General features: G+C 63.5%; 29 protein-coding genes. 19 read left to right on the top strand and 10 right to left on the bottom strand.

Annotated features, from left to right (window positions below; genetic code table 11):
* The first annotated feature begins 302 nt into the window (after nt 1-302).
* The 3 genes from ACVOLR_RS12840 to ACVOLR_RS12830 all read left to right on the top strand — a co-directional run bounded on the left by ACVOLR_RS12840 (nt 303) and on the right by ACVOLR_RS12830 (nt 2579).
* A complete protein-coding gene (locus ACVOLR_RS12840; protein WP_481536769.1) occupies nt 303-1445 on the top strand; it encodes an alpha/beta fold hydrolase in 1143 nt (380 codons plus the stop codon).
* Nucleotides 1446-1528: 83 nt separating this feature from the next.
* The gene (locus ACVOLR_RS12835; protein WP_481536768.1) at nt 1529-2188 is read left to right on the top strand and encodes a glutathione S-transferase family protein; all 660 of its coding nucleotides are present in this window, start codon (nt 1529-1531) and stop codon (nt 2186-2188) included.
* Nucleotides 2181-2579, top strand: a complete 399-nt coding sequence (locus tag ACVOLR_RS12830) for a hypothetical protein (RefSeq protein ID WP_481536767.1) — start codon at nt 2181-2183, stop codon at nt 2577-2579. Before ACVOLR_RS12835 ends, ACVOLR_RS12830 begins: the two co-directional genes overlap by 8 nt.
* A 36-nt stretch (nt 2580-2615) precedes the next feature.
* Here ACVOLR_RS12830 and ACVOLR_RS12825 read toward each other — a convergent pair whose 3' ends face one another.
* Nucleotides 2616-3590 (bottom strand): HPP family protein, encoded by a 975-nt coding sequence (locus tag ACVOLR_RS12825; RefSeq protein ID WP_481536766.1) that lies wholly within the window; start codon nt 3588-3590, stop codon nt 2616-2618.
* A gap of 179 nt (nt 3591-3769) precedes the next feature.
* Between ACVOLR_RS12825 and ACVOLR_RS12820 the strand changes: the two genes are divergently transcribed.
* On the top strand, nt 3770-4561 hold the full coding sequence (locus tag ACVOLR_RS12820; RefSeq protein WP_481536765.1) for a hypothetical protein: 792 nt from the start codon (nt 3770-3772) through the stop codon (nt 4559-4561).
* 120 nt (nt 4562-4681) lie between these two features.
* Entirely contained in the window at nt 4682-5377 is a 696-nt protein-coding gene (locus ACVOLR_RS12815; RefSeq protein WP_481536764.1) for a TorF family putative porin, read from the top strand.
* Nucleotides 5378-5646: 269 nt separating this feature from the next.
* Here the strand turns inward: ACVOLR_RS12815 and ACVOLR_RS12810 are convergent, their stop codons facing one another.
* Nucleotides 5647-5928 (bottom strand): hypothetical protein, encoded by a 282-nt coding sequence (locus tag ACVOLR_RS12810; protein ID WP_481536763.1) that lies wholly within the window; start codon nt 5926-5928, stop codon nt 5647-5649.
* A gap of 172 nt (nt 5929-6100) precedes the next feature.
* Here ACVOLR_RS12810 and ACVOLR_RS12805 point away from each other — a divergent pair, with 172 nt between their 5' ends.
* The 4 genes from ACVOLR_RS12805 to ACVOLR_RS12790 all read left to right on the top strand — a co-directional run bounded on the left by ACVOLR_RS12805 (nt 6101) and on the right by ACVOLR_RS12790 (nt 9117).
* Complete coding sequence (locus tag ACVOLR_RS12805) at nt 6101-6682, top strand: M23 family metallopeptidase (RefSeq protein WP_481536771.1); 582 nt, start codon at nt 6101-6103, stop codon at nt 6680-6682.
* 49 nt (nt 6683-6731) lie between these two features.
* On the top strand, nt 6732-8024 hold the full coding sequence (gene bioA, locus ACVOLR_RS12800) for an adenosylmethionine--8-amino-7-oxononanoate transaminase (protein ID WP_481536762.1): 1293 nt from the start codon (nt 6732-6734) through the stop codon (nt 8022-8024).
* A complete protein-coding gene (bioD, locus tag ACVOLR_RS12795) occupies nt 8021-8671 on the top strand; it encodes a dethiobiotin synthase (protein ID WP_481536761.1) in 651 nt (216 codons plus the stop codon). The genes bioA and bioD overlap by 4 nt, the downstream gene beginning before the upstream one ends.
* Before the next feature lie 62 nt (nt 8672-8733).
* The gene (locus tag ACVOLR_RS12790; protein WP_481536760.1) at nt 8734-9117 is read left to right on the top strand and encodes a hypothetical protein; all 384 of its coding nucleotides are present in this window, start codon (nt 8734-8736) and stop codon (nt 9115-9117) included.
* A gap of 249 nt (nt 9118-9366) precedes the next feature.
* Here the strand turns inward: ACVOLR_RS12790 and ACVOLR_RS12785 are convergent, their stop codons facing one another.
* A complete protein-coding gene (locus ACVOLR_RS12785; protein ID WP_481536759.1) occupies nt 9367-11727 on the bottom strand; it encodes a membrane-bound PQQ-dependent dehydrogenase, glucose/quinate/shikimate family in 2361 nt (786 codons plus the stop codon).
* Nucleotides 11728-11846: 119 nt separating this feature from the next.
* Here ACVOLR_RS12785 and ACVOLR_RS12780 point away from each other — a divergent pair, with 119 nt between their 5' ends.
* Complete coding sequence (locus ACVOLR_RS12780; RefSeq protein ID WP_481536758.1) at nt 11847-12923, top strand: SPFH domain-containing protein; 1077 nt, start codon at nt 11847-11849, stop codon at nt 12921-12923.
* Nucleotides 12923-14122 carry a TFIIB-type zinc ribbon-containing protein gene (locus ACVOLR_RS12775; protein WP_481536757.1) on the top strand — a complete coding sequence of 400 codons (1200 nt, stop codon included), beginning with the start codon at nt 12923-12925 and terminating at the stop codon, nt 14120-14122. Before ACVOLR_RS12780 ends, ACVOLR_RS12775 begins: the two co-directional genes overlap by 1 nt.
* Nucleotides 14123-14335: 213 nt before the next feature.
* On the opposite strand, the gene ACVOLR_RS12770 is transcribed toward ACVOLR_RS12775, so the two are convergent.
* On the bottom strand, nt 14336-14695 hold the full coding sequence (locus ACVOLR_RS12770; RefSeq protein ID WP_481513337.1) for a DUF1428 domain-containing protein: 360 nt from the start codon (nt 14693-14695) through the stop codon (nt 14336-14338).
* A 652-nt stretch (nt 14696-15347) separates the two neighbouring features.
* On the opposite strand from ACVOLR_RS12770, the gene ACVOLR_RS12765 reads away from it, so the two are divergent.
* Nucleotides 15348-16364, top strand: a complete 1017-nt coding sequence (locus ACVOLR_RS12765) for a hypothetical protein (RefSeq protein ID WP_481536756.1) — start codon at nt 15348-15350, stop codon at nt 16362-16364.
* 167 nt (nt 16365-16531) lie between these two features.
* Here ACVOLR_RS12765 and ACVOLR_RS12760 read toward each other — a convergent pair whose 3' ends face one another.
* The gene (locus ACVOLR_RS12760; protein WP_296246945.1) at nt 16532-16921 is read right to left on the bottom strand and encodes a DUF6165 family protein; all 390 of its coding nucleotides are present in this window, start codon (nt 16919-16921) and stop codon (nt 16532-16534) included.
* A 131-nt stretch (nt 16922-17052) separates the two neighbouring features.
* On the opposite strand from ACVOLR_RS12760, the gene ACVOLR_RS12755 reads away from it, so the two are divergent.
* The gene (locus ACVOLR_RS12755; protein WP_481536755.1) at nt 17053-17457 is read left to right on the top strand and encodes a hypothetical protein; all 405 of its coding nucleotides are present in this window, start codon (nt 17053-17055) and stop codon (nt 17455-17457) included.
* A 144-nt stretch (nt 17458-17601) separates the two neighbouring features.
* Here ACVOLR_RS12755 and ACVOLR_RS12750 read toward each other — a convergent pair whose 3' ends face one another.
* Entirely contained in the window at nt 17602-17790 is a 189-nt protein-coding gene (locus ACVOLR_RS12750; RefSeq protein WP_481510193.1) for a heavy-metal-associated domain-containing protein, read from the bottom strand.
* Nucleotides 17791-17921: 131 nt separating this feature from the next.
* On the opposite strand from ACVOLR_RS12750, the gene ACVOLR_RS12745 reads away from it, so the two are divergent.
* The 4 genes from ACVOLR_RS12745 to ACVOLR_RS12730 all read left to right on the top strand — a co-directional run bounded on the left by ACVOLR_RS12745 (nt 17922) and on the right by ACVOLR_RS12730 (nt 22450).
* Nucleotides 17922-20414, top strand: coding sequence for a heavy metal translocating P-type ATPase (locus ACVOLR_RS12745; protein WP_481536754.1), 2493 nt, complete (start codon nt 17922-17924; stop codon nt 20412-20414).
* A gap of 12 nt (nt 20415-20426) precedes the next feature.
* Entirely contained in the window at nt 20427-20894 is a 468-nt protein-coding gene (gene cueR / locus ACVOLR_RS12740) for a Cu(I)-responsive transcriptional regulator (RefSeq protein ID WP_481536753.1), read from the top strand.
* 211 nt (nt 20895-21105) lie between these two features.
* A complete protein-coding gene (locus ACVOLR_RS12735) occupies nt 21106-21678 on the top strand; it encodes an OmpO family porin (RefSeq protein WP_481536752.1) in 573 nt (190 codons plus the stop codon).
* A 313-nt stretch (nt 21679-21991) separates the two neighbouring features.
* Complete coding sequence (locus ACVOLR_RS12730) at nt 21992-22450, top strand: hypothetical protein (RefSeq protein ID WP_481536751.1); 459 nt, start codon at nt 21992-21994, stop codon at nt 22448-22450.
* A gap of 162 nt (nt 22451-22612) precedes the next feature.
* Here the strand turns inward: ACVOLR_RS12730 and ACVOLR_RS12725 are convergent, their stop codons facing one another.
* Nucleotides 22613-23083 (bottom strand): YehS family protein, encoded by a 471-nt coding sequence (locus ACVOLR_RS12725; protein ID WP_481536750.1) that lies wholly within the window; start codon nt 23081-23083, stop codon nt 22613-22615.
* Nucleotides 23084-23265: 182 nt separating this feature from the next.
* On the opposite strand from ACVOLR_RS12725, the gene ACVOLR_RS12720 reads away from it, so the two are divergent.
* On the top strand, nt 23266-23589 hold the full coding sequence (locus ACVOLR_RS12720) for a DUF6122 family protein (RefSeq protein ID WP_481536749.1): 324 nt from the start codon (nt 23266-23268) through the stop codon (nt 23587-23589).
* Nucleotides 23590-23658: 69 nt separating this feature from the next.
* On the opposite strand, the gene ACVOLR_RS12715 is transcribed toward ACVOLR_RS12720, so the two are convergent.
* The 3 genes from ACVOLR_RS12715 to ACVOLR_RS12705 all read right to left on the bottom strand — a co-directional run bounded on the left by ACVOLR_RS12715 (nt 23659) and on the right by ACVOLR_RS12705 (nt 25973).
* Nucleotides 23659-24123, bottom strand: a complete 465-nt coding sequence (locus tag ACVOLR_RS12715; RefSeq protein WP_481536748.1) for a hypothetical protein — start codon at nt 24121-24123, stop codon at nt 23659-23661.
* 109 nt (nt 24124-24232) lie between these two features.
* On the bottom strand, nt 24233-25444 hold the full coding sequence (locus ACVOLR_RS12710; protein ID WP_481536747.1) for an NAD(P)/FAD-dependent oxidoreductase: 1212 nt from the start codon (nt 25442-25444) through the stop codon (nt 24233-24235).
* A gap of 31 nt (nt 25445-25475) precedes the next feature.
* The gene (locus ACVOLR_RS12705; protein WP_481536746.1) at nt 25476-25973 is read right to left on the bottom strand and encodes a lipocalin family protein; all 498 of its coding nucleotides are present in this window, start codon (nt 25971-25973) and stop codon (nt 25476-25478) included.
* A gap of 192 nt (nt 25974-26165) precedes the next feature.
* Between ACVOLR_RS12705 and ACVOLR_RS12700 the strand changes: the two genes are divergently transcribed.
* Nucleotides 26166-26414 carry a hypothetical protein gene (locus tag ACVOLR_RS12700; protein ID WP_481536745.1) on the top strand — a complete coding sequence of 83 codons (249 nt, stop codon included), beginning with the start codon at nt 26166-26168 and terminating at the stop codon, nt 26412-26414.
* Nucleotides 26415-26419: the final 5 nt, after the last annotated feature.

Genomic DNA, 26419 nt, shown 5'->3' with positions numbered 1-26419 from the left:
GGCGGTCGGGCGGGGGGGGGGGCCGATTCGGCGCGCCCAGATAAATTTGTACCCCCTGGGCGGCGGTCCGTTGTTTTTTGGGGCGGGGGCCCACCCGGCGAAGCCGATAGGCCCAAAGCGAACGACACCAAGGGATTGCAGAGATTCTGTCAGTGGGGATTGGGCCGACTTCGCGGCTGACGCCGCTCCCACAAGAGCGGGGAAGGCCCCCATACCCAATCTTCGACTTGAGATTGGCGCCAGCAAAGCAAACCCCGCTTTGAGCTAGCATCAGCGCAACCGGGAGCCAGGGACTGCCAAACATGAAGATCGCCGTGATGCGCTGTCTGTTGTTGGCTGCGTGGCTGTTGTTGGCCACCACACCTGCGGTGGCGGCGCCAGGCAGACTGCTGGAGGCTGTCGCTACCGATGATGCACCTGCTGGCGCCAAGGCCTGGCGCATCCGCTACGAAACCACCGATGTCGATGGCGATCCCACCCAATCCACCGGCGTGCTGGTTGCGCCTGAGGGGCCAAGCCCGGTTCAAGGGCGCGACATCGTTGCATGGGCGCACGGCACCGTGGGCATTGATTCGACGTGCACGCCGATTCGTACCCTGGACCAGATCCCGGGGCTGGCCGACATGCTGGCCCGGGGTTGGGTGGTGGTCGCCAGTGACTACCCGGGACTCGGTACGCGCGGTCCGCATGCCTATCTGGCGGGGGACGCCGCCGCGGCAGCGGTGCTGGACTCGGTGCGCGCCGCGACGGCGCTGCCAGCCGCTGGTGCCAGTCGCAGCTTCGCGGTCTGGGGGCATTCACAGGGCGGCCATGCGGCGCTGTTCAGCGCGCAACGTGTGCGCAGCTACGCGCCGGATCTGCAGTTGCAGGGCGTGGTTGCGGTGTCGCCGCCCACCGATCTGGCGGCCAATATGCAGCGCGCCGATGCGACGGTACGCGGGTTGTTGACCGCATTTACCGCCAGGAGTTGGTCCAAGGTCTACGGTGCTGATCTATCCACTATCGCCAACAAGACAACGCGTGGCGTGATCGAGCGTGCCACCAGCGGCTGCGAGGGCGATCCGTTCTCGGCGGCGGCGCTGGTGCGCCTGCTGCGCTTGCGAGCGCGCCTGGGTAGTCTGGATCTGAGCGGTCGCGCACCTTGGGATGGTTTGATGGCACGCAATTCGATCACCGCGCTTGGTGGCGGCTCTGCACCGCTGTTGCTGGTGCAATCCGATGCAGACGGCCTGATCGCGACGCCGGTCACTTGGAACTTCTTCGAGCAGACCTGCAAGCGCGGAGCTGCCGTGAACTACCTGCGCCTGCCAGACACTGGCCATGCAACCACGGCGATCGCCTCGGCGGATCGTGCCATCGCCTGGATCGCCGAACGCTTCAGCGGGCAGCCGTCTGGCAGTGATTGCGGGCAGGCGATGAGCGCTGGGTCAGCAGCCAGCGGATAATGCAGGCTGCAGGCTGCATGCGGTGAGGCGCCTGTCCAGGCAGCGGGGGATCCCGCTGCGATTCCAATCACGGAGACTTCGTCATGTCGTTGGTGCTCTATGGTCATCCGTTTTCCTCGTATACGCAGAAGGTGCTGATCGCGCTGTACGAGAACGCCATCGCCTTCGAGCTCCGCGAGCTCGGCCCTGATACGCCTGAGCACATCGGCCAGTGGCTGCAGCATTGGCCGCTGGGCAAGTTCCCGTTGCTGCTCGACGGCGAGCGCAGTGTCGTGGAAACCAGCATCATCATCGAATACCTGCAGCTGAAGCATGCCGGGCTGGTGCGATTGCTGCCCGAGGATCCGATGCAGGCGCTGGATGTGCGCTTCCGTGATCGCTTCTTCGACTTGCATGTGATGAGCCCGGTGCAGCACGCAGTGAGCGGTGCGCTCAGTGGCGATGATGGCAAGCGCGACGAAGCACGCGCCTTCAGCATGCAGAAGCTGGAACTTGCCTATGGCTGGTTGGAAGGCGAGTTGCCGGGTCGCCAATGGGCCTGCGGCGATACCTTCACGCTCGCCGACTGTGCGGCGGCGCCCTCGCTGTTCTATGCCGACTGGACGCACCGCATCAGCGATGACTACCCGCTGCTGCTGGACTACCGCCAGCGCCTGCTGCAGCGGCCGTCGTTCGCGCGTGCGGTGGATGAGGCGCGCGGCTACCGCCATCTGTTTCCCTTGGGGGCCCCTGATCGTGATTGAATCCCTGCGCCGAGCTTGGTACTCGCGTTATCCATGGTCGGTTGTGATCCGTATTGCTGCTTTCGTCACGCCCTTGCTTGCGCTGCTGCTGTACGCGCGCATGGCCGTCGCGTATGCGTCCACGCAGCAACATAGCGGTGATACCGGCTTGGGCATCGCCTTGCTGTTGGGCGCTGTTGCATTGCTGATGCTGGTGGGGTTCTTGGTGGACGCGGTGTTGCAGCTGGTGCGCCGACGGCACTGGAACTGGATAACCGATGCGCTGATCCTGGGCCTGCTATTGATGCCCTTCGGCTGGGTGGCCTGCAACTGGTTCGGCGTGCATGAGTCGCTCGCCTGTCGCGTTCCGATCAGCCTGTTCGGCGCCGTACTGGAACTGCTCTCGCTCTGAATCCGGGCAACGTGTGTTGTCAGCCGGCTGGCGGAGTCAAGCGCTACCGAGCTTGGCCCAGCGTCCACCTTCACGCAGCGATACCTCGAAGCGCGCCCACTGCCGCAGCTCGGCAGCGGTTGCGTGGCCGATGTCGCCAATACCATCGCCTGCCACCACCGCAAACACCAAGCGATCAGCAGAGGGCCCGGAGAGGGGAGGCGTTACGGATACCCGACGCACACTCCAGGCGCGCCCCAGACGACCATTGCTGTAGCAGCGACCGGGCTCGATCAGCTCCGGGTGCAAGGCGTCGCGCTCGGCATGCTGTTTGGCGAGTTCCAACAGCTCGGTCAGGTTCTCATCGGTGATGTCGACGAAGGAGTTGAGCTGGCCGATGGCGGCGTGGAAGTCTTCCTGGGTCAGATCCACATGGCGTTGCGAGGACGGCATGGTTGCGGTCTTCTGGCGGCGCCGGTGCAGATGCACCGGATAACGACGCCATGCGAAACAGGCGTTGAACACAACCCCGGCCAGCAGGATGGCGGCGACATTGATCGCCACCGGCGTGAGCAGGTAGTGGTAGCCCAGCGCGTGTACATCGCCGCCACCAATCACCGCCGCAAGCGCGGTAGCGCCGCCCGGCGGGTGGATGCAGCGCAGGTAATGCATCGCGCCAACCGCCAGGCCGACCGCCAGCGCGCCAGTCCAGGCCTGCTCGGGGAACATCAGTTGGCAGCTGACGCCGATGAAGGCCGATACCAGATGGCCGGCAATGACAGCCCACGGCTGCGACAGGGCGCCATGTGGCACGGCAAACACCAGCACGGCGCTGGCCCCCATCGAAGCCAGCAGGATCGCGCCACCGGTATGGTTGAAGCCGCCGGGGAAGCACCAATGGGTGATCTGGTAGACCACGCTGATGCCGATCAGCGCGCCCAGCGCCGAGATCCACTTTTCGCCATGACTGGTCTGGTTGCGCTCGATGCTCAACCAGCTGCGCAGGGATTGCAGGTGCTTGGTGCTGGACATCATGGCGTTGGATGGGCTACGGGGACGCTATTTTGACGGATTTCCCGCTTGCCGCATGAGTCCAGATGAGTTCATTGGTCGTTGGCTGATGTGGATTTGTTTGATCGTTATGCCTTGGCTGCAGGCAATGGAGTGCTGTGGCGTTAGGATGCATTGCCTTCCCTCCCATGTTTGTACTGATGATCTTTGGACCGGTGATCTCGTGGCCATTCCTGCTGCTGGTGTTTGTGCTGCCGTTGGTAGGCGCCGCAGTCGCGATAAGCCTGCTTGTGCAGGCTTGGTACTTCCATAGGCACGGCGAAGGCGGCTGGCGCGTATTCTTCGGCTGGAAGGTACGGATAAGCACCGGATTCGTTGTGCTGGTCGCGGCCTGGGTGGGCCTGCTCGGCTACAAGCTGGCCCAGTTCAAACGGGAATTCGACATCGAGAGCTGGCAGCGGCAGAGCCGCGCACAGTTCGTGCTGGAACGGGATTTCCAGTACGGCGAGTTCCTTGTCCCCAAGGGCAGCTTGGTCAATCGCTACGACCCATTCGACAACGGCGATCCGCAACGCGCATTGGGCCTGCGTGGCTTGGACGCCCTGCAGTTCAAAGCTCCGGTGCTGTTGGCCGGACTCTGGGTCGAGGCATTGGAGATAGCGCCGGGGCGGATGCGGCTGGCCATCGATCAGCGCATCAGCCCGGTATATCGCACCGACCCGGACACTGGTGATTGGGTCATCGACCAAGCGCGCCCCTTCATTGACTGCAAGGCCGGTGAGAACGTCTGGTTCAATGCGCCGTTGATCGACTATGACATCCAGGCCGAGTTCCTGGTCGGCGAGCCGGACGGCGCGACGGCGCGCTTCAGACCCAGCCAATGGCAGTTCAAGCATTGTGAGAGCGATTGGCTGCCGATGGAGATCAAACCGGCGTTTGCCGAGCCGATGCCGGCGGGAGCGACGCGGCAGGTGTTCCGCGACGAGGATTGAGAGCTACGGTTTTACGTAGATTTGATGCAGGGGCCAGCCCGTCGCCATCGTCGGTTTACTCCGGGTACGTGAACAATTCCGCATCGCTGCGCAGCTCGCGCGGCAGCATTCGGGAAATCCATGAGACGCTCACGTTCTTCGTTGTACTTCGCCGCCTTTATTGCGCTCTCCGCCAGTGCGAATGCACTGGCCCTCGACACCAGCGGCAGCGCCGCCTTGACCAGCGACTATGTCTGGCGCGGTTCCACTCAGAGCCAGGGTGACGCCGCCGTGCAGGCTGGCTTCCGCGTTACCGGCGATAGTGGTTTCTACGCATCCGCCTGGGGATCCAGCGTGGAGTTCGCGCCGGAAACACACGCCAGCAGCGAGCTGGATTTCGTCGTTGGTTGGAACGGGAAGCTGGCCGATGACTGGGCATTGGATGCCAACCTGCTGCATTACCGCTACCCGGCAACGACTGTCGATCTGAACTGGACCGAGCTGAACACCACGCTGACCTGGAAGGATAACTACTGGCTGTCCATGGGTTGGTCATCCGAGGCGCTGGGCACCAAGCAGGATGGTCTGTACACCCAGTTGGGCGCGCGGATACCGCTGTCTCCGCAGCTCCGTCTTGAGGCAGCCGCTGGTTGGTACCAGCTGCAAGATGCGGCGGGAGGTGGTTATGCGCACGGGCAGGTCAGCGCAGTCTGGGCAGTGGCCGCGCCGATCGAACTGCGGCTGAGTGGGCATTTCACCGACCAGCACGCACGTGATCTTTTTGGCGATCAGGCCGCTGGCACGCGCTGGGAAGCTGCTGTGCAGGCATCGTTCTGACAGTGCCCGGCTTTGTGGGAGAGCGCGCCGCTTTTGTAGGAGCGGCGTAAGCCGCGAAGCCGGGAACTGCTGGCAGCCAGTTGCGCTGCGATCTGATGATGTGTGAGCTACGCGACTTACGTCGCTCCCACAAAAAGGCAGGTTGCCCTTGTGGGAGCGGCGTCAGCCGCGAGGCTGGCGGCAATTGGCAGCCATGCCAACTGCAATCTGATGATCTATGAGCTTCGCGACTTACGTCGCTCCTACATGTGCTTACTGACGTCGTTACGTCAACGGCTGTCCGTTGGTGCGTGCACTTCGCTGGTTACGCCGCTTCGGCCTTGCTTCCTGCTGCCGACGAAGGTCAACGTGAGATGGACGCAGGCGATAAGCGCGATGACCACGGCAGCTTCGCCGCTGCTGGCCAGGAACGCCATCAGCAAACAAATGAAGCCAAAAATGGAAAGCGCATCGAACAGCAGGCGATTGAAGCGCCATGCCGCAACCACGATCAGCAGATACATCGCCGTTGGTAGTGCTGGCGTCTTGGCCATGAAGTAGAGAATTTCCATTTCGGGCATGCATGCTTGGTGGGGCGTTGGCGGCGAATTCTAGGTGCGACGCGTGTGCCAGATATGCGCCCAATGTGAAGCCAATTTGAAGTGTTGAATGCCGGCTTCTGGCAATAAAAAAGTTCTGGAATTCCTTCGCCAGCAGCTGTTAGCTTTCGCCATCCAGCACACACTGCCAAGGCGAACTTTGACTTCTTCCAAACAAACACATTGGCCGCGTACAGTGCGCATCGTCCTGCTGTTGGTCGTGCTGGCGTTGGCCGGTAGCTGGCTTTGGCAGCAACCCTTCACTGTGGTCGCCCGCGAAGGCTGGAAGCTTTCACGCCAGCCGGCGCCAAGCGCGATAGTCGTGCCGGTGCAGGGCATCAAGCCGCGGCAGATCGCCGATACCTTTGGGGCGCCACGCGGACGCGACCGCAAACACCACGGTGTGGATATCTTCGCCAAACGCGGTACGCCGGTTGTCGCTGCCACCCAGGGCGTGGTGGCTGCGGTGCGCGACAGCGGCCTGGGCGGGCGCCAGGTGTGGGTGATCGGGCCGGCCGGGCAGCGGCACTACTATGCGCATCTGCAGGACTGGGTGCCGGGATTGGCCTACGGGCGCATCGTGCAGGCCGGCGATGTGCTGGGCTTCGTGGGTGACAGCGGCAATGCGCGCGGTACGCCGCCACATCTGCACTATGGCATCTATGGCGGTGACGGCCCCTTCGACCCGCTGCCGCTGATGCATGCAGGGCAGCCGCGCAAGCGGTAAGGTACGCCCCCTGCAAGCCGCCTTCCCGCGGCGAGAGCTGTACTGAACGATGCTGATTGATCAATTCGACCGTGAACACCTGTGGCACCCCTATAGCGCCCTCGGCAGCCCGGTGCCGGTGCTCAAGGTGGCCCGCGCCGATGGCGTGCTGCTGCAGCTGGAAGATGGCACCCAGCTGATCGACGGCATGGCCTCGTGGTGGTGTGCCATCCATGGTTACAACCATCCGCAGCTGAACCAGGCGGTGGTTGACCAGCTGGGCCGCATGTCGCACGTGATGTTCGGCGGACTCACCCACGAGCCCGCCATCGCGCTGGGCAAGCAGCTGCTGCAGATCGTGCCCGAGGGGCTGGATGCGATCTTCTATGCAGACTCCGGTTCGGTGTCGGTGGAAGTAGCGCTGAAGATGGCGATCCAGTACCAGGTGGCGCGCGGCAAGCCGGGCAAGTGCAATATCGGCACAACGCGTTCGGGCTATCACGGTGATACCTGGAACGCGATGTCGGTATGCGATCCGGTCACCGGCATGCATGGTTTGTTCGGTACGTCACTGCCGACACGACGTTTCGTACCCGCGCCGCAGACACGCTTCGGCGACCAGTGGAACCCCGCCGATATCGCGCCGCTTGTGCAGCTCTTTGCTGAAAGCGCCGATGAGCTGGCCGCCTTCATCATCGAGCCGGTGGTGCAGGGCGCGGGTGGCATGCGCTTCTACCATCCGCAGTACCTGCGCGAGCTTGCACGCTTGTGTCGTGAGCACGATGTACTACTGATCTGCGATGAGATCGCCACCGGCTTTGGCCGCAGCGGGCGATTGTTTGCCTGCGAGCATGCCGGCATCAGTCCCGACATCCTGTGCATCGGCAAGGCATTGACCGGCGGTTACATGACCTTGGCGGCCACGCTGTGCACGCGTGAGCTAGCCGATGTGATCGCCAGTGCCGAGCCGGGCGTGTTCATGCACGGTCCGACCTTCATGGCCAATCCGCTGGCCTGCGCGGTGGCGCTGGCCTCGGTGCAGCTGCTGTTGTCTCAGGATTGGCAGGGCAGGGTGGCAGCGATCGAGCGTCGACTCGAGCAGAGCCTGGCACCTGCGCGCACCTTGCCGCAGGTGGCTGATGTGCGTGTGCTTGGGGCAATCGGTGTGATCGAGTTGAAGGCATCGCTGCGCCTGGAACGCATCCAGCAGCGGATGCTGGGCCACGGCATCTGGATCCGGCCGTTTGGTCGCTTGGTGTATGTGATGCCACCGTTTGTAGTCGACGATGCACAGCTGCAGCAGTTGTGCGATGGCATGGTCGCGCTGGTGGCCAGCCTGCAGGAAGAGGATATGCGCGCATGAGCGGCAAGATCGTATTTGTCAGTGGCATCGATACCGAGATCGGCAAGACGGTTGTCACCGGTTGGCTGGCGCAGCAGTGGGCGGCGCAGGGTGAGAATGTCATCACCCAGAAACTGGTGCAGACCGGTTGCGAGGGTGCGTCCGATGACATCCTGCTGCACCGGCGCATCATGGGCACCGGCTTGTTTGATGAGGACCGCGACGGCACCACGATGCCGGCGTTGTTCGCCTATCCGGCATCGCCGCATCTGGCTGCGCGTTTGGAGCAGAGGACGTTGGATCTGGCCGCCATCGAGTCAGCGACGGCGCGCCTGTGCGAACGCTACGAGACTGTGCTGATCGAAGGTGCCGGTGGTTTGATGGTGCCGCTGACCGAGCAGCTGCTGACGATTGATTACGTCGCGCAGAAAGGTTGGCCGGTGTTGCTGGTGACCTCCGGGCGCTTGGGTTCGATCAATCACACCTTGTTGTCGTTGGAGGCGATTGCCGCGCGTGGGATTAGCTTGCACGGTGTGGCTTGGAATAGTCGCGACGACAGCAGTGATGAAGTGATTGCAGCGGATAGTCGCAGCTTCATTCGCGACTGGGTGTTGGAGCGGTTCCCGGATGCGGTCTGGTATGACGTGCCGAGGATTGATCTGGGGTGAAACAGTGGATCATTGTGTCCGGCCGTGGTGGCTGGTCGCGTTGATCGACGGAGCTGCGGAACATGCCGTCGGTGTGCTCCTCGCTGACCGTTTTTGGGATCATTCCTGCGCACATTGCATCTATCATGGGGCTTCAAGACAGGAAGGAGCCTGACATGACATTTGCTTTTCCCGCGTTCCACGAGATGGTGCTTGAGCGGGCCCACACGGTGGAGAGCATCGAGGCTGCAATGCGTCGCAGCGGCTGGAACAGCATCCAGCAAACGCCGACTGGCATGCGCGGCGCGGTTCCGTTCAACATCTGGTCATTCGGCGAAAGGGTCGAGGTGACCTGCGATGGCGCGCGCACCGTGCTGCGAAGTAGGTGTGTATGGCCCACCCAATGCCTGGACTGGGGCAAGAACCGGCGGAACTTGCAGAAACTGGTCGCTGCGCTGGAGCTTTGAGGCGGCGATTGCGGCGGTGTCTGTGATTGGATACGACGCTGCTAGCCAGATGCAATGTGTTGTTGATTGATCTGGGCTGACTGGATTCCTTGCGAAAGGCACCCCTCCCCAACCCTCCCCTGCGCGCTGCGCAAGGGAGGGAGTTGACCGTGCAGCACCGCGGCTGTTGCCTGCGCTCCCTCCCTTTGCCGAAGCCAAGGGGAGGGTTGGGGAGGGGTGCTCCTGCTCCTGCTTCAGCCGCCCAGCTGGCTACCTCTTCAACTTGTAAGCCAGCACATAGTCGCCCGCCTTGGTCCCGGTAGAGCCATGCCCGCCGGCCACCAGCAACACCATCTGCTCGCCCTGGCTGTTGAGGTAGGTCATCGGCGTGGCCTGGCCACCGGCCGGAATACGCACATCCCACAACACTTTGCCGCTGGCCAGGTCGTAGGCGCGGAAGTTGTCGTCGGTGGCCGCGCTCATGAAGGCCACGCCGGTCGCGGTCAACATCGGTCCGCCAATGCCGGGCACGCCGATGCGGATCGGCAGTGGCACGGGTGACAGATCGCGGATGGTGCCGTTGCGGTGTTGGTAGGCGATCTTGCCGGTGCGCAGGTCGGCGGCGGCAACGGTGCCCCACGGCGGTACCTGGCAGGGAACACCGATTGGTGACATGAAGGGGGTCATTTCCACCGCGTAATCAGCGCCTTTGTTTTCGTTCAAACCATGCTCGCCCTTGTTCATTTCACGGCCGCTGGTCTCATGCTTGGGCACCAGCTTGGAGACGAAGGCCAGATAGGTCGGCATGCCGAACATCACCTGCCGCTGCGGGTCCACCGCAACGCTGCCCCAGTTGAAGGTGCCGAAGTTGCCGGGATAGATCAGGCTGCCCTGCAGCGTTGGCGGCGTGTAGCGGCCTTCGTAACGCAGCTGCCGGAACTGGATGCGGCACAGCATCTGATCGATCAGGCTGGCGCCCCACATATCGGCTTCGCGTAGTGGTTTGGGCTCGAAGCTCAACGCGGACGTGGGTTGCGTGGGAGCGGCAAATTGGCCGGGAATGTCCACGTACTGCGGAGCGGTGCGTTGGCCGATGGGCAGCAGCGGTTTGCCGTCACGGCGATCCAATACGTATACGTCGCCCTGTTTGGTCGGTTGCACCAGTGCTGGTACGCGGCCTTGCGGCAGGTCCAGATCCAGCAGTACCGGTTGTGCCGGGGTATCCATGTCCCACAGGTCGTGGTGCACGAACTGCTGCACCCAGCGCACCTGGCCACTGGCAATATCCAGGGCAACTACCGATGAGGCGTAGGTTTCCTCTGCGGGGCTGCGGTACATGCCGAGCTGGTCCGGGGTGCGGTTGCCCATCGGGAAGTAGGCCAGACCCTGTGCTTCGTCGGCGCTGGCTACCGACCAGCTGTTGGGCGAACTGGGCGTGTAGACCTGGTTGGGATTGCTGGGGTCCAGTGGCGCAGTCTGTGTCGGATTGCCCGAATCCCAGTTCCACAGCAGTTGGCCGCTGTGCACGTCGTAGGCGCGGATCACCCCGGACGGCGAGTTGATCGCATAGTCATCGTTGACCGCACCGGCAACGATGACCTTGCCGCCGGCAATCAGCGGCGGCGAGGTGGAGTAGTAGTAACCGGCCTGTTTGAACGGCATGTTGTGCAGCAGGTCGAGCACACCGTTGTTGCCGAAGTCGCTGCAGTGCTCGCCAGTCTGCGCGTCCAGTGCGTGCAGCTTGGCATCGGCGCTGGGCAGGAATACGCGGTTGCTGCAGGTGTGCGCCGTTGTTGGCGTGTCTGTCGCTGCTACGGCTGGGGTATTGGTGGCTTCGGTGTAATACGACAGCCCGCGGCAGGTCTGGTGCTGGCGCTGCGGTTCCATGCCGGCACCCGGATCAAACTTCCACAGCACCTTGCCGTTGTCGGCATCCAGCGCGAACGCCAAGCTGTGTGGCGTGCACAGATACAGGGTGTTGCCGATCTTCAGCGGGGTGACTTCGTAGGTGGTCTCGCCCACGTCCTGCGGCAGGCGCACGTCGCCGGTCTGCATCTGCCAGGCCAGCTGCAGCTGGCCGACATTGGCCGGGGTGATCTGCGCCAGCGGCGAGTAGCGTTGGCCGTAGCCACTGCGGCCGTATGCCTGCCATTCGCCGTCCGGCTGCGCGCTGTCGCCCAAGGCCGGGGTGGCGTTGACGATGTCCATCGGAAGACGACCATCGATCTCATGCAGATGGCGCGGGATGCCGGCGAAGGCAACCGCCGCCACCCCCAGCGAGGCCAGCAGCACCGGCCAGCCGGCCGGACCGGTGTAGCCGTGCGGGCTGGAACGGCGCGAGGCCGGCAAGGCCATCAGCAGGCCAAGCAGGGCCGGTACGCCCAGGCGGGTGGCCAGCGGCCACCAGTACAGGCCGGCCTCCCACAGCGACCAGCCCAGCAGCACCAGCAACCAGCCGGCGTACAGCCAGGTCGGCCAGCGCCGGTGTCGCCACAGGCCCCAGGCCACGGCCAATAGCAGCAGGCCGCTGAGCAGGTAGAACGGGCTGCCCTGCAGGGCCAGCAGCCATGCGCCGCCCACCGCCAAGGCCAGCCCGAACAGGCTCGTCAACAACAGGGTCAGAACACGCATGGCGTCCCCGCAGGTACAGAAGATGCGGCCATGCTGCGCCACGGCATGTCTGCATGGCGTCACGCGCGTTCTTAACATTCCCGCCGTAGAATCGGAGCCTTGTCGACTGGGGACTGAGCATGAGCATTCTGGATTTCATCAAGAAGGAACTGATCGAGATCATCGAGTGGACCGATGACTCGCGTGACACGCTGTCTTACCGCTGGCCGGACGATGACCGCCAGATCAAGAACGGCGCGCAGCTGATCGTGCGCGAGTCGCAGATGGTGCAGTTCGTCGCTGCCGGCCAGTACGCCGATCTGTTCGGCCCGGGCAAGCACACGCTGAGCACCCAGAACATCCCGGTGCTGTCCACCATCCTGGGTTGGAAGTACGGCTTTGAATCGCCGTTCAAGTGCGACGTCTACTACCTCAACACGCGGCTGTTCACCGGCAACAAGTGGGGCACGTCCAATCCGGTGATGATGCGTGATGCCGATTTCGGCGTGGTCCGCCTGCGCGCATTCGGCACCTACGATTTCCGCATCGTCGACCCGCCGAAGTTCCTCAAGGAAGTGGCCGGTACCGACCAGAATTTCCGCCTTGATGAGTTTGCCGACACCATGCGTTCGCGCATCGTCAGCGTGTTCACCGAGGCCTTGGCAAAGGCCGGCGTGCCGGCGCTGGATGTGGCCTCGCGCTACTCCGAGCTGGGCGAGGCCTTGCTGCCGATCATCAACCCGGCGATGACCGACAAGTACGGCATCGAGATCACCAGCTTCATCCTGGAAAACGTGTCGGTGCCGCCGGAAGTGGAGCAGGCCATCGACAAGCGCTCCAGCATGGGCGTGATCGGCAACCTCAACGACTACGTGAAGTACCAGATGGGCCACGGCATGGGCGAGGGCGGTGAAGGTGCCGCCGCCGCTGCGGTGCCGGCACAGATGGCGATGGGCTTTGGCATGGCGCAGGAAATGATGCGCAACATGCAGACCGGTGCACCGGTGGTGCCCGGCGCGGCGGTGCCACCGCCGTTGCCTGCTGCTGGTGATGCTGTCGCGCTGGATGTGCTCACCCCCGAGCAGGCCGCGCAGGCCTTGTCGGTATCGGTCGAGGACGTGATGGCCTCGATTGCCGCGGGTGACTTGAAGGCACGCAAGATCGGCAATGCCACGCGCATTGCCCGCTCGGCACTGGAAGAGTTCCTGCGCGGCTGATGAACAACGCGACAGTTGGCAAACATCCCTGCCCGGAATGTGGCGGGGATCTGCAATGGAATGCCACCAAGCAAGCCTTGGCCTGTCCCTACTGCGGCACCATCGTGCCGCTGTCGGAGGCAGCCGAAGGCGTGGGCGATGGCAGTGCCGGCGTGGTCGAGCAGGATCTGCTGGCCGCACTGAAGCGGCTGCAGGACGAGGCGGCGCTGCCGCCGCCGTTGCCACCGAAGCCGCAGGGCGGCGTGGTCGGCATGCTGCAGAGCATGGCTGCCACCCCGGCCGAGCAACGTGGCTACGGTGCGCAGCCGCGCGAGGTGCAATGCCAGAGCTGCCACGCGATCTCGGTGTTCGTCGATGGCAAGGTTGCCGATCGCTGTGAGTTCTGCGGTTCGCCATCGATCATCGACCACGAGTCGCTGGGCGATGCGATCACCCCGCAGAGCGTGCTGCCGTTCAAGATCAGCGACGGCCAGGTCCGCGACATCATCCGCAAGTGGTATGGCACGCGCTGGTTTGCGCCGAGCAAGCTCAAGCGCGCAGCGTTGACCGATACGCTCAAGGGCATGTACCTGCCGTACTGGACGTTCGACGCGCAGGTTGCCGCGCGTTGGACGGCCGAGGCCGGTCACTACTACTACGTCACCGTCAGCTACCGCGATTCCAAGGGCAATACGCAGACCCGGCAGGAACAGCGCGTACGCTGGGAACCGGCTTCCGGTTCGCTGCAGCACTTCTTTGACGATGAACTGGTGCCGGGCACGGTTGGTGTGCACCCGGAACTGCTGGCCAAGATCGGCCAGTTCCCGACCACCACTGATCTGAAGCCGTACACGCCCGAGTTCGTGCGCGGCTGGACGGTGGAGCGTTACCAGGTGGATCTGCGCCAGGCCGCGCAGAAGGGTGAGGCGCAGATGCAGGAGCAGACCCGCTACCTGTGTTCCGAGCAGGTGCCCGGTGACACCCAGCGCAACCTGCAGGTGCAGGCCACGTACAGCAAGCGCACCTTCAAGCACATCCTGGTACCGGTGTGGCTGGTCAGCTACACCTATGGTTCGCGCAGCTTCCAGGTGCTGGCCAATGGCTATACGGGCCAGCTGGCCGGTGAGCGTCCTTACAGTGCGTGGAAGATTTTCTTCGCGGTACTGGCTGGTGTGCTCGCGTTGCTGGTGCTGATGTACGTGCTGGGGATGGCGCAGTAACGGCGGGGCCGTAGCTGTCGTCGGCCACATGGCCCGGGCTGCTGTTTTTGTGGGAGCTGCTTCACCCGCGAAGCCGGTAGATCATCAGTTGGCATGGATGCTGGTTGCTTCCGCGGTGTCAGCTTCGCGGCTTACGCCGCTCCCACAAACGAGCCGCGATCACGCTCGACCATTGCGGCAAGTCTCATGTGTCCAACCAGCTGCACTGGTCACCTAGTCGCCCAGATGCAGCACCGGCATGAAGCCGCCATAGACCAGTCGCTTGCCGTCGAATGGCATCGGATTGGTGGCCGGGTCCATGCGCGGGTCTTCCATCATCTTGCGCATGCCGATGTCGCGGGTGGCCTTGTCCGGCCACTCTATCCACGAGAACACCACCGCTTCATCGTCCTTGGCCTGCACGGCGCGGTAGAAGTCGGTCAGCGTTCCGTGTGGCACATCGTCGGACCAGCATTCGGTCACCCGCAAGGCACCGAACTCGATGAACAGGGCATCGGCGATATGCGCGTGTTCGATGAACCGGGCTTTGTTGGCCAGTGGCACGGCGGCCAGGAAACCATCTACGTAAGACATGCTGGGCCTCGCAGGGTGGGCGGCGTGGGGCCGCCTTCGGTGAAACGGCGGTAATGGGCAACATCGATTGTGCGCCGGGCAATGTTTCGGCCTTGCAAAAACTCCGTTGCGTGCCGAACCGGCATGCAGCCGAAGCGTGGTTCTGTGGCCTGGCGCACAACGGATCGGCGACGGACCGCCCACGGCATTGATATTGATCAGGGTCGGCTGGCGTCGGCTTGTCGACAATGGCCTTGCTTCGGGTAAGGCAGGGAACATGAACGGGCTTGGCAGAATGGTGTTGCGGACTACGCTGGATAGCGTTGCCAGCCGAAGAGGCAGGCGTCGCTATGCCTCGTGGGCCGTTGTGGCTGAAGCAGGTAGGGCGGCAATAGAGGGTTCAATGAATGCCCATCGCTGCCGTTATGGGGAGACGGCTCGTTCAATGGCAGCGTCGGCACGCTGCCGCGCGCAGCGGAAGGCATCCTTCGTTGATCAGATCGCGCCATCGGTCGTGCGTCAGCAGCCGCCGTGAGCGCAGAGGTGTTGGGCGAACCGGCTGCGTCAGGCGAGGTCGTCTGCTTCCCCGCCAGCCACGCAGGAACGCCGCAGGCCAATGACATACCCGAAAGATCGCATACCGCCAGCGTTGGCTGGCACCAGGAGAGTAGTGATGCAGTTTGTTTCCCGTAATGCACTGGCCGCCGCGCTGGCTGCGCTGTGCCTGCCGGCCGTGGCCTGGGCACAGGACGCCGCGCCGGCCACCAAGGTGTCGGCGCAGATATTCATCAACGCCAGCCAGCTGGATCGTGATGGCGTGGTCACTGACGATGAAGGCCTGGCGCTGGATCTGAAGCGCACCTTCATCACCGTCGATCATCGTTTTAATCAGCATTGGACGGCGCAGGTCACCACTGATGTGCAGTGGCTGCGTAACAGCGATCCGACCGATGTGTGGTTGCGCCATGCCTACCTGCAGCGCAGCTTCGGCAAGGGCAACTGGCTGCGGCTGGGCAATGCGCCGCTGCCGTGGATCCAGCAGGAGTCGGCGCGTGATGGTTACCGCTATGTCGATGGTGCCTTGATCACCCGCAGCAAGATGGGCAATGCGGCCGACTACGGCGTGCATGGCCAGTACACCCATGGTGACTTCACCTATGCCGCCTCGGTGGTTACCGGTGGCGGTTACCAGAAGCCGCGCCTGGGCAATCGCCCGGACGTGGAGGCGCGGGTAGGTTGGGCGCCGGCCAAGGGCGTTGAGCTGGCCCTAGGCGGCTACCGTGGCACCCGCGCGCTGGATGCAGGCGACATGCCGCGGCAGCACACCGCGCAGCGCTGGAATGCGATGGCCAGCTGGGTGGGCGAGCGTGGCCGGATCGGCGCGCAATACTTCCGAGCGGAGGACTGGACCCGGGTGGTCAAGCCGGGCAGCGATGACCAGCGTGGTTGGTCGGTGTGGGGCAGCTACCAGCTGAGCCCGCAGTACGCGCTGCTCACCCGGCACGAAGAAACCCGGATGAGCCTGGACATCGATCCGCGCACCCGCGAGCGTTATCACCTGGTCGGCGTGGAGTGGAAGCCGAACAAATACCTGCGATTGGCGGCGGTGGCTAAGCAGCTGAGGCAGGAAACGGCGAAGAAGTCGCTGGAAAGCCATGAAGCCGGCTTGTGGGCGCAGATAGCGTTCTGAGTGTTTTGCGCTAAGCCGTGGGAGGCTGGCTCTGCTCCTCCCCTTTGGCGTAGCCAAGGGGGAGGTTGGGAGGGGGGTGGCTTTTGCTTGAAGCTTTGAGGTTGCCGCTAAGAGCACAGCTCCCCAACCCTCCCCTTCGCTATGCGAAAGGGAGGGGGCTTGGTGGCTTACTCGCCTTGGTACTGCTTTTCTTCAACCAGTGCCGAACCGGCCACGCGGTTGATCTCGTTCTTGACCACGATGCGCTCGCCATTGGTGCCGTACACGCCGCGCGCCAAGGTGATGAATTCCGCGCCGAAATCCTGTGCGGCTTCTTTCTCGCGCAGGCGGTCCTGGATTTCCCACATGCGCTCGTTGATGGCCTTGAGCTGGTCCTTGAGCGCGCTCAGCGACGGGCGCGCTTCCTGCTGCGACAGCCACAGCGGCCACAGGCCCTGCAGCTCGGTGCGCACGTTGGCCAGCTTGGCGGTATCGGTGATGCGCTCGGCCTTGATTTCGAGGATGGTGATCTTGTCGATCAGTTCGCCAATCGATACCGGGGTGAGTAGGGTCTGCACGTTGTGGCCGCCGTTGATTCCTGTAATGCCGGCAATGATAGCGCTCTGCCAAAGGTTGCCAATGAACCGGTATTGGCGCTCGGGCAGCGGCGATGCGCACAATGCGGGCCCATCCCGATCAGGACTTGCCGATGCTGCTGCGTTCTTTCGCCACCGCTGTGTTGTTGCTGGGTGCTGCCAACGCGCACGGCACCGAGGGCTTGCAAGGCGCCTGGCAACTGCAATCGGGGGAGTTCATCAATCCGGAAGGAAAGGTCGTGGATTACGCCAGCCAGAAGCTGGCCGGCACCAAGATATTGGCCGATGGCCGTTTCGCCTTCACCACCACCAGCGATGGCAAGTTCTGGGCCGGCGGCTCTGGCACGTATCGCAGCGCGGACGGGCAGTATGTGGAAACGCCGTTGATGGCGTCGTACCCGCTGGAGAACGGCGGCAGCTACAGCTTCCGCTACACCCTGGAAGGCGATGTGTGGACGCTGGAGCGCTGGGACGGCGAGCGCCGGGTTGAGCGCGAAGTATGGAAACGCGCGCGCTGAGATGACTGGGGCTGATGGTTTTGTGGGAGCGGTGTAAACCGCGAAGCCGATGTTCCATGGCGATCCGGCGATTCCATGCGCCGGAAGTCCATCAGCTTCGCGGCTTACGCCGCTCCCACAAACCACAAATCATGAACGTGGTACTTACTGCGCCGGGAAGCCCGCTTCTTCCAGCACCTTGGTGAAGCTTTCCACCGGCTGGCTGGATTCGATCTTCACGTTCCTGCCGGGCAGGTCGATGTCGACCGTGGCGGCCGGGTCCACATCCTTGATGGCGGCCGTCACGCTGCGTGCGCAGCCGCCGCAGGTCATGCCTTCGATATGCAATTTCATGGGGTTTCTCCGTTGGGGTGCGGTGAGCTTGCAGCTTGCCATCATGGCAAGGTCAAGCGATAAAGAACGCTTGACCCTCCCATCGTTGGAAGCTTTAAGGTGCCTCCAACAATAGAAATGGAGACGTGCCGATGAGCAGCATCGCCAGTCCGGGCAAGCAGAGCGCCGGTCCCACCACCGAAGATCTGATGATCGAAGGCATGACCTGCGCCTCCTGCGTGGGCCGGGTCGAGCGTGCGCTGAAGGCCATCCCCGGGGTCAGCGAGGCCAGCGTCAATCTGGCCACTGAACGCGCCAGCGTGCAGACCGACGGCAGCGTGCCGCGCGAGGCGCTGGTGCAGGCGATACACAAGGCCGGCTACGAGGTGACCGCCCCCGCCGCGCAGGAATTGCTGATCGAAGGCATGACCTGCGCTTCCTGCGTAGGCCGCGTCGAGCGCGCGCTGAAGGCGGTGCCGGGCGTGCAGTCGGCCAGCGTCAACCTGGCCACCGAGCGCGCCAGCGTGCAGGGCACAGCCGATCCGGCCGCGTTGTTGGCGGCGATCGAAAAGGCCGGTTATACGGCCAGTGTGATCGGCAGCGCCGGCAGCAATGAGGATCAGCAGGCGCAACGCCATGCCGACGACCTGCGCGTGCTCACCCGTGATCTGTGGATAGCCGCAGCGTTGAGCCTGCCGGTGTTCCTGCTGGAAATGGGCGGGCACCTGATCCCGGCCTTCCATCACTTCATCGCCGGTACGCTGGGCACCCAGAACAGCTGGCTGCTGCAGTTCGTGCTGGCCACGCTGGTGCTGGTGTTCCCGGGCCGCCGTTTCTACCAGAAGGGCATCCCGGCGCTGCTGCGCGCCGCACCGGACATGAATTCGCTGGTCGCGGTAGGCACGTTGGCTGCCTATGGTTACTCGCTGGTGGCGACCTTCCTGCCGCGCCTGCTGCCGGCCGGTACGGTCAACGTCTATTACGAAGCCGCTGCGGTCATCGTCAGCTTGATCCTGCTCGGCCGCGTGTTGGAGGCCAAGGCCAAGGGCCGCACTTCCGAGGCGATCAAACGCCTGCTCAAGCTGCAGGCCAAGACTGCGCGCGTACGTCGCGATGGCAGTGTGGTTGAGCTGCCGCTGGAGCAGATCAACAGCGGGGACGTGATTGAAGTCCGCCCGGGCGAGCGCATCGCGGTGGATGGTGAGGTTGTCGACGGTGACAGCTATGTCGATGAATCGATGATCAGCGGCGAGCCGGTGCCGGTGCAGAAGGCGCCGGGCAGCAATGTCATTGGCGGCACGGTCAACCAGACCGGCGCACTCGGTGTGCGTGCCACCGCCGTCGGCGGCGCAACGGTGCTGGCGCAGATCATCCGCCTGGTTGAACAGGCGCAGAGCGCCAAGCTGCCAATCCAGGCGCTGGTTGATCGCATCACCTTGGTATTCGTGCCGATCGTGATGGGCCTGGCCTTGCTGACCTTCGCGGTATGGCTGATCTTCGGCCCGGATCCGGCGCTGACCTTCGGCCTGGTCAACGCGGTGGCGGTGCTGATCATTGCCTGCCCGTGTGCGATGGGCCTGGCGACGCCGACGTCGATCATGGTCGGTACCGGCCGTGGTGCCGAGCTGGGCGTGCTGTTCCGCAAGGGCGAGGCGCTGCAGCTGCTGAAGGAAGCGCAGGTAGTTGCGGTGGACAAGACCGGCACGCTGACCGAAGGCCGTCCGCTGTTGACCGATCTGCAACTGGCTGAAGGCTTCCAGCGCAGCGAAGTGCTGGCACGCGTGGCGGCGGTGGAAGACCGCTCCGAGCATCCGATTGCCCGCGCCATCGTCACTGCCGCACAGCAGGAGAATCTGCAATTGCCGGCCGTGGATTCCTTCGAATCGGTGACTGGCTACGGTGTGCGTGCGACTGTGGACGGCGTGCGCGTGGAAGTGGGCGCTGATCGTTTCATGCAGAAGCTCGGCCTGGATGTGGCGGCATTCGCTGCCGAGGCACAGCGTCTGGGCGAAGAAGGCAAGAGCCCGCTGTACGCGGCGCTGGATGGCCGCCTGGCGGCGATCATCGCGGTCTCCGACCCGATCAAGTCCGATACCCGCGCCGCCATCGCCAGCCTGCATGCCTTGGGCCTGAAGGTAGCGATGATCACCGGCGACAACCGTCGCACCGCTGAAGCCATCGCGCGCCAACTCGGCATCGACGAAGTGGTTGCCGAAGTGTTGCCGGAAGGAAAAGTTGACGCGGTACGTCGGCTCAAGGCCGAGCACGGTCGTCTGGCCTACGTCGGCGACGGCATCAACGACGCCCCAGCCTTGGCCGAAGCCGATGTCGGCTTGGCGATTGGCACCGGCACCGACGTGGCGATTGAAGCGGCCGACGTGGTCCTGATGTCCGGCAGCCTGCAAGGTGTGCCCAATGCCATCGCGCTGAGCAAGGCGACGATGGGCAATATCCGCCAGAACCTGTTCTGGGCCTTCGTCTACAACGCTGCCTTGATTCCGGTCGCTGCCGGTGTGTTGTATCCGGTCTGGGGCATCCTGCTGTCGCCGGTGTTCGCGGCCGGTGCGATGGCCTTGTCGTCGGTGTTCGTACTGGGCAATGCGCTGCGCCTGAAGCGCTTCCGCGCCCCGCAGATCGAAGCCTGAGGAGTGATGACGATGGACGAAGGCATGAATATCGGCCAGGCCGCCAAGGCCTCGGGTATCTCGGCCAAGATGATCCGCTACTACGAGGACATCGGCCTGATCGGGCCGGTGGCGCGCACCGATGCCGGTTACCGCCTGTATGCACCGCGCGACATCCACACGCTGGGTTTCATCAAGCGCTCGCGTGACATGGGCTTCAGCGTGGAGCGTATCGGTGAACTGCTGGAGCTGTGGCGCGACCGTTCGCGCCACAGCGGCGACGTCAAGCGCATGGCGTTGGAGCACGTGCAGATACTGCAGCAGCGCATCACCGAGCTGCAGGGCATGGTGCAGACCGTGCAGGCGCTGGCCAACTGCTGTGCCGGCGATGACCGCCCGGATTGCCCGATCCTGCGTGATATCGAGACCGGCGTACCGCTGCACGGCGAAGCATTGCCGACCACATTTGGCGGCATCAGCGCAGGAAAACGCGCGCGCTGATTGCAGCGTGAATTTGCATAAATGAACAAGATGCGAGGTGCGCGCGCTGCGCGCGTGCCAGAAACAGGCTGAATAAAAGCCTAAAATCGCTGTTTTATTGCGCGGCTGGTTTCAGGGTTTGTTGGGGCGTCTAACGGAAAACTTACATCCGGACGCAGACAGCTGTTTGCTGTCGTGCCATCAAGCTCAGTAATGCAGAGGTAGTACCCCCATGAAGACTTCGTTGATTGCCCTGGCGCTGGTTGCCGCCCTCCCGTTCGCCGCTTCGGCTGCTGACGGCCTGTCCTACAACTATGCGGAAGCCGACTACGCCAAGACCTCGGCCGACGGCAAGGCTGAAGGCTGGGGCGTGAAGGGTTCCTATGCGTTCCTGCCGAACTTCCACGCTTTCGGCGAATACACCCGTCAGGAAATCTCGCGCACCAACCTTGATATCGACCAGTGGCGCGTTGGCGCTGGCTTCAACAAGGAAATCGCGCCGACCACCGATTTCGTTGCTCGCGTGGCTTACGAAAAGTTCGACCCGAAGCACATTGATCTGGACTTCGAAGGCTACAGCGCTGAAGCCGGCATCCGCACCGCATTCGGCAAGCACGCCGAGGTGTATGCCATGGCTGGCTACGAAGACTTCAGCAAGAAGCACGGCGTCAACCCGGACGGCAACTTCTACGGCCGCCTTGGTGGCCAGGTGAAGTTGAACCAGAACTGGGGCATCAATGGCGACATCAAGATGACCGGTGACGGCGACAAGCAGTGGACCGTGGGTCCGCGCTTCAGCTGGTAAGACGCACTGACGCACTGACGCTTTGGCGTCATGTAGCGAAGGAGGGCCCGGCTTATGCCGGGCCTTTTCTTTTGCCTGTCGTTTAGGTTTTTAGCGAAGAGCTTGCCCTCACCCCAACCCCTCTCCCGCAGGCGGGAGAGGGGCTCGCATTGCTTGCACTCGTAGTGCACTAGCCCCTCTCCCGTTTACGGGAGAGGGGTTGGGGTGAGGGGAAGCTCCTGGCAAGCAAACCCACAAGCAAGCCTGTAACACCACTGCAACCAAACTGCAGCAAAGTGCGCCTCAACCGGCACCGGCCGGAAGGACCTTGAGAATGAAAACCCGCCTGCTGCTCGCCGCAATGCTGTTGTCGACAACCCCGCTGGCCTGGAGCCAGCAGCGCGGCTACCTGCCGCTGGAGCAGCGACTGAGCGCCGAACAGCTTCAGCAGGTCGGTCTGAGCGCGCAGCAGCTGCAACTGCTCAACCGCATGCTCAGCGAAACCACCCCGGTGGTCGCAGTAAACCCACAGCAGCCCGTACCTGCACCAATGCAGATCGGTCTGGAAGAAGGGCCTGTGCAAAGCCGCGTGCAGGGAGCGGTGGAAGGCTGGGAGCCGGGCACGGTGTTCGTGCTGGCCAACGGCCAGCAATGGAAGGTGCTTAAAGGCCAGATGCGCCTGCGTACTACCTTGCAGTCACCAGAGATCGCAGTGATACCGGGCATCGCCGGGCGCTGGTTCCTGCAGGTGGACGAAGACCTGCCGAAGGCGCGGGTTTACCGGATTCTGTAAACGTCAGGCCGCGCGCCTTTTGTAGGAGCGGCGTAAGCCGCGAAGCCACAAATTTCTTCGAAGCAGCAGTCAACGCCATATCGGCCGAAGAGAATCTCCGGCGCGGATGCATTGTCAGCTTCGCGGCTTACGCCGCTCCTACAAGGGAGCGGCCGTTGCGCTTTACGCCGGGCGCACGCGCTGGGTCAGGCCCTTGAGGAAGTTGCGCAGGGCCTGGTCGCCGCATTCGCGGTAATTCTTGTGGTCCGGCTGGCGGAACAGTGCCGACAGCTCCGGCTTGGACATCGGGAAGCCAGCGGCTTCGAAGATCGCATGCATGTCCATGTCCTTCAGTTCGAAGGCCACGCGCAGCTTCTTCAGCACGATGTTGTTGGTGATGCGCTTTTCCGGCGGGCGCTGCGGCTGCGATTCGTCGCGGCCACGGTAGTGGTAGATCAGGCCGTCCAGGAAGCGCGACAGCACCGCATCCGGGCAAGCTTCAAACAACGGCTCGTCGTCCTTGCGCAGGAAGTCGTGCACCTGTGCCGCATCCACTTCAAAGTTGGAGTCGGCTAGGTGAATGGTGTCCACCACCATGCTGTCGCTGAGGTCGAGCATGTAGCGGATGCTGCGCAGTACGTCGTTGTTGATCATTGCCACTCCGGAACCACCGCGGCGGAGATGCCGGCGGGGGCATAGTGTAACGCCGCACCGGCAGGGCCCCAGCCTACAATCGGGGCTGGTTCAGCAAAGTCAGCCCGTATGCACCCTCACGCCTCCGTTCCCGTGCCGCCCATCGGGGCCCGGTCTGCCGCGCTGTCGTTGGCGGGCCGGCAATGAGTTCACGCGCGATCCTGCACCTGTGCCTGCATCTGGCGGTGCCGGCCTTGCTGGCCTGGTTGTTCTGGCGGCCGCAGTTCGGCAAGGCCTGGATGTTGCTGCTGCTGGGCTGGGTGATCGACCTGGACCACCTGCTGGCCGACCCGATCTACGCCCCCAACCGCTGCAGCATCGGCTTCCATCCGCTGCATACCGCGCCGGCCATTGTGCTTTATGCGGGTTTGACCCTGCCCAAGCGCACCCGCCTGTTCGGCATCGGCTTGCTGGTGCATATCGCGCTGGATGCGCTGGATTGCCTGTGGATGCACGCCGGCCGCTAAGCGGCGTGAGCTGGATTCAACAGCCGCCAAGTGGGCCTGCCAGCCGCTGACAAGCGGCGTTCGGGCGGCTTACCAGCCACCCCAGGGGCCGGGGCCAAAGCCCGGGCCGCGGCCATAGGGGCCGTAGCCATAGGGACCAGCGCCCTCGCTCTTGCTCATATGGATGTTCAGGTTCACCCGACGGCTCTCGCCCTCGTCGGTGTTGTAGTTCTTGCCCAGGTTCAGGTCCACGGCCTGCCAATTGCTGTTGCCGTAGGCCTTGGAATAGCCGATACCAGCGCTGACCGCGCCGTGCACCTGCAGTTTGTCGTCCATCACCTGGGCGCCGGGGCTATCCTTTTTCTCCAGCCCGCGCCCGCTGTGGTCGCCGTAATAGGTACCTGGCGCATCGCCCTTGTAGGTTTCGCCGAGGTAACGCAGCGGTGCCTGCGGCACGCTCAGGTCCAGCCCGCCGGTTGCGCTGCCAGCATCATCCTGCGCCATGGCAATGGCGGGGGCCAACAGCAGGACGGCGATCAGGGATGTGCGGATCATGTCGCAGGTGCTCCGGTGCGGGGCCGCACCGTCATGGTTTGGCAGTTTGGAAGCTACCAGAAAAGGCTTGAACGATGGCTGTCGATCACTGTCATCGCGGGGGAACTTCTCAGCCCAGTCGTTTGAAGCCGAACAATTGTGCCAGCGGGTGCCTGCGGCCTTCGATGGTGGCCTGGACCAGGCCGGCGCCGAGCATGGAATAGGTGATGCCATTGCCACCGTAAGCCATGGCGAAATGCACGCGCGGGCCCCATTGCGGATGCGGGCCGAAGAACGGCAGACCATCTTCGGTTTCGGCAAAGGTGCCGGCCCAAGCGAACGCAGGCTGTATGCAAAGCTGCGGAAACAAACGTCCAAACTTGGCCGCAAGGCGTCGCGCCTTGCGGTCCACCAGCGCGTCACGACGCAGCGGCAGGTCGACCGCGTCGTCCTCGCCACCTACCAGCAAGCGGTCGTCAGCGGTGCTGCGCAGGTAGAGATAGGGGCGGGCGGTTTCCCAGATCAAGGTGTCACGCAGCGGCCCGAGCACGGCCGGCGGCAATGGGTCGGTGACAAAGGCATAGCTGCTGCGGTTGCGTGCCACGCGCTGTTTCAGCCAGTCCTGCGCGGCGTAGCCAGCGGCAACCACCAGATGTTGGCAGCTGATGCGCAGACCATCGGTGGTGCGCAGTTGTACCCGCTGGCTGTCTGCCTCCACTGCTACGACGCTGCTGCGGTCATAGACCTGCGCACCCTGTGCCAGCAGCCGGGTCAGCAGCCGGTGCGTCATGCGATAGGGATCCATACGCGCGGCCGGAGTACTGCGGATGGCGCCAGGGGCGGCAAACCCGTATTCGTCGGCAACACCTTCGGCATCAAGCCAATCCACCGCGAAACCGTGCTGGCTGCGCAGTTCGTATTCCTCCAGCAGCGGCCGCAGGTGTCGGCGTCGGCTGGCGTAATACAGGCTCTTGGTGCTTTGGAAATCCACCCCGCGGACCTGTTCGGCCAGCGCCTTCAGTTCGTCGATGGCCTGCGCGCAGCTGCGGTAGGCCAGCAGTGCGGCATCGATGCCATGACGCACGGCCAGCTCGCGCAATGGCGTGTCGATCTCGTACTGCAGCAGTGCAGTGCTGGCGGCGGTGGAGCCCCAGCCGATGTCGCGCTGCTCGATGACGGCGACATCATGGCCGTGGCGGACCAGCTGGTCGGCGATCAAGGCGGCAGTGATGCCGCCGCCGATCACCGCCACCTCGCAGCGCAGATCCTGCTGCAGGGCAGGGAACGCATGCATCAAACCGTTCTTGATGGCCCAGAACGGATAGCCGCTTTTCAGGTCCATGCACAGCTCCGGTCGTCAGCGGGGCGGTAACTCAGCCGGCGGTGGGGTGGCCGGTATGCGGGGTGTGGATCAGCGGTCCGGTATCAAAGCCCTGCTGTTGTGCGTAAGCGATGTAGTGATCGCGGGTGGTGGCATCCATCTGCGGCAGGCGCGCGAGCAACCACAGGTATTTGCGGTCGGGGCTGCCGACCAGGGCGGTGGTATAGGCCGCGTCCAGTTGCATGATCCAGTAGTCGCCCTTGCTGAAGGGAATCCAGCGCAGGCCCTCGGGCAGGAAGCTGACCTCCAGCTTGCTGTTGCTCTCATCAATGGGCTTGGCCTGGCCGATGGCTTCTTCCAGCTTGTCGCCGCGCAGGCAGCGGTTCTGCACGCGCACGCTGCCGTCCTCGTTGAGCGAGTAGTGCGCGGTGACGTCGGTGGCGTCTTCGGGTTCGAAGCGGATGGGCAGCCGGGCAACTTCGTACCAGGTGCCCAGGTAGCGCTGCAGGTCTACGCTCTGAACGGTGGCAAGGGGAGGGTGTTGACTCATGGAGGACCTCATCGGCGTTCGCGCAGGTTTGCTGCGCCGGGGATCCAGCTATAGGGCAGCAATGGTTAAGCGTTTGTGCCCGGGAGGTTGTTTCGTCGTTGTCGGCGCCCCAGCATTCAGATACGGCAGGTCCTTCGCGCCGGGCAAACATCGCTGCGCTAGGCTGCTGCCATCCGTAGCCGGGAGTCCGCCATGTATGTCGTGATCTTGCTCAAAGGGCAGAGCCGCTATGCGCGTGAGCGTTGGGAACAGGTGCCTGACGCGGTTGAGTACGAAGGGCATGGTTTCTCGTTGCGGGCTGGGCCACGCCAGCCGCTGCCGACCCACCAGCAATGGGAGCAGGTCGCGGTGTACGCCCCGGATGAGCTCACCGAGGAAGAGTTCCAGGAAATCTACGAGCTCAACCGCAGCCATATCGCCGAGTTGGCGCTCAAGTACTGAGATAC

Source organism: Stenotrophomonas sp. STEN030 (genome assembly GCF_056759995.1).
This window is presented reverse-complemented; position numbering and strand designations above follow the sequence as displayed.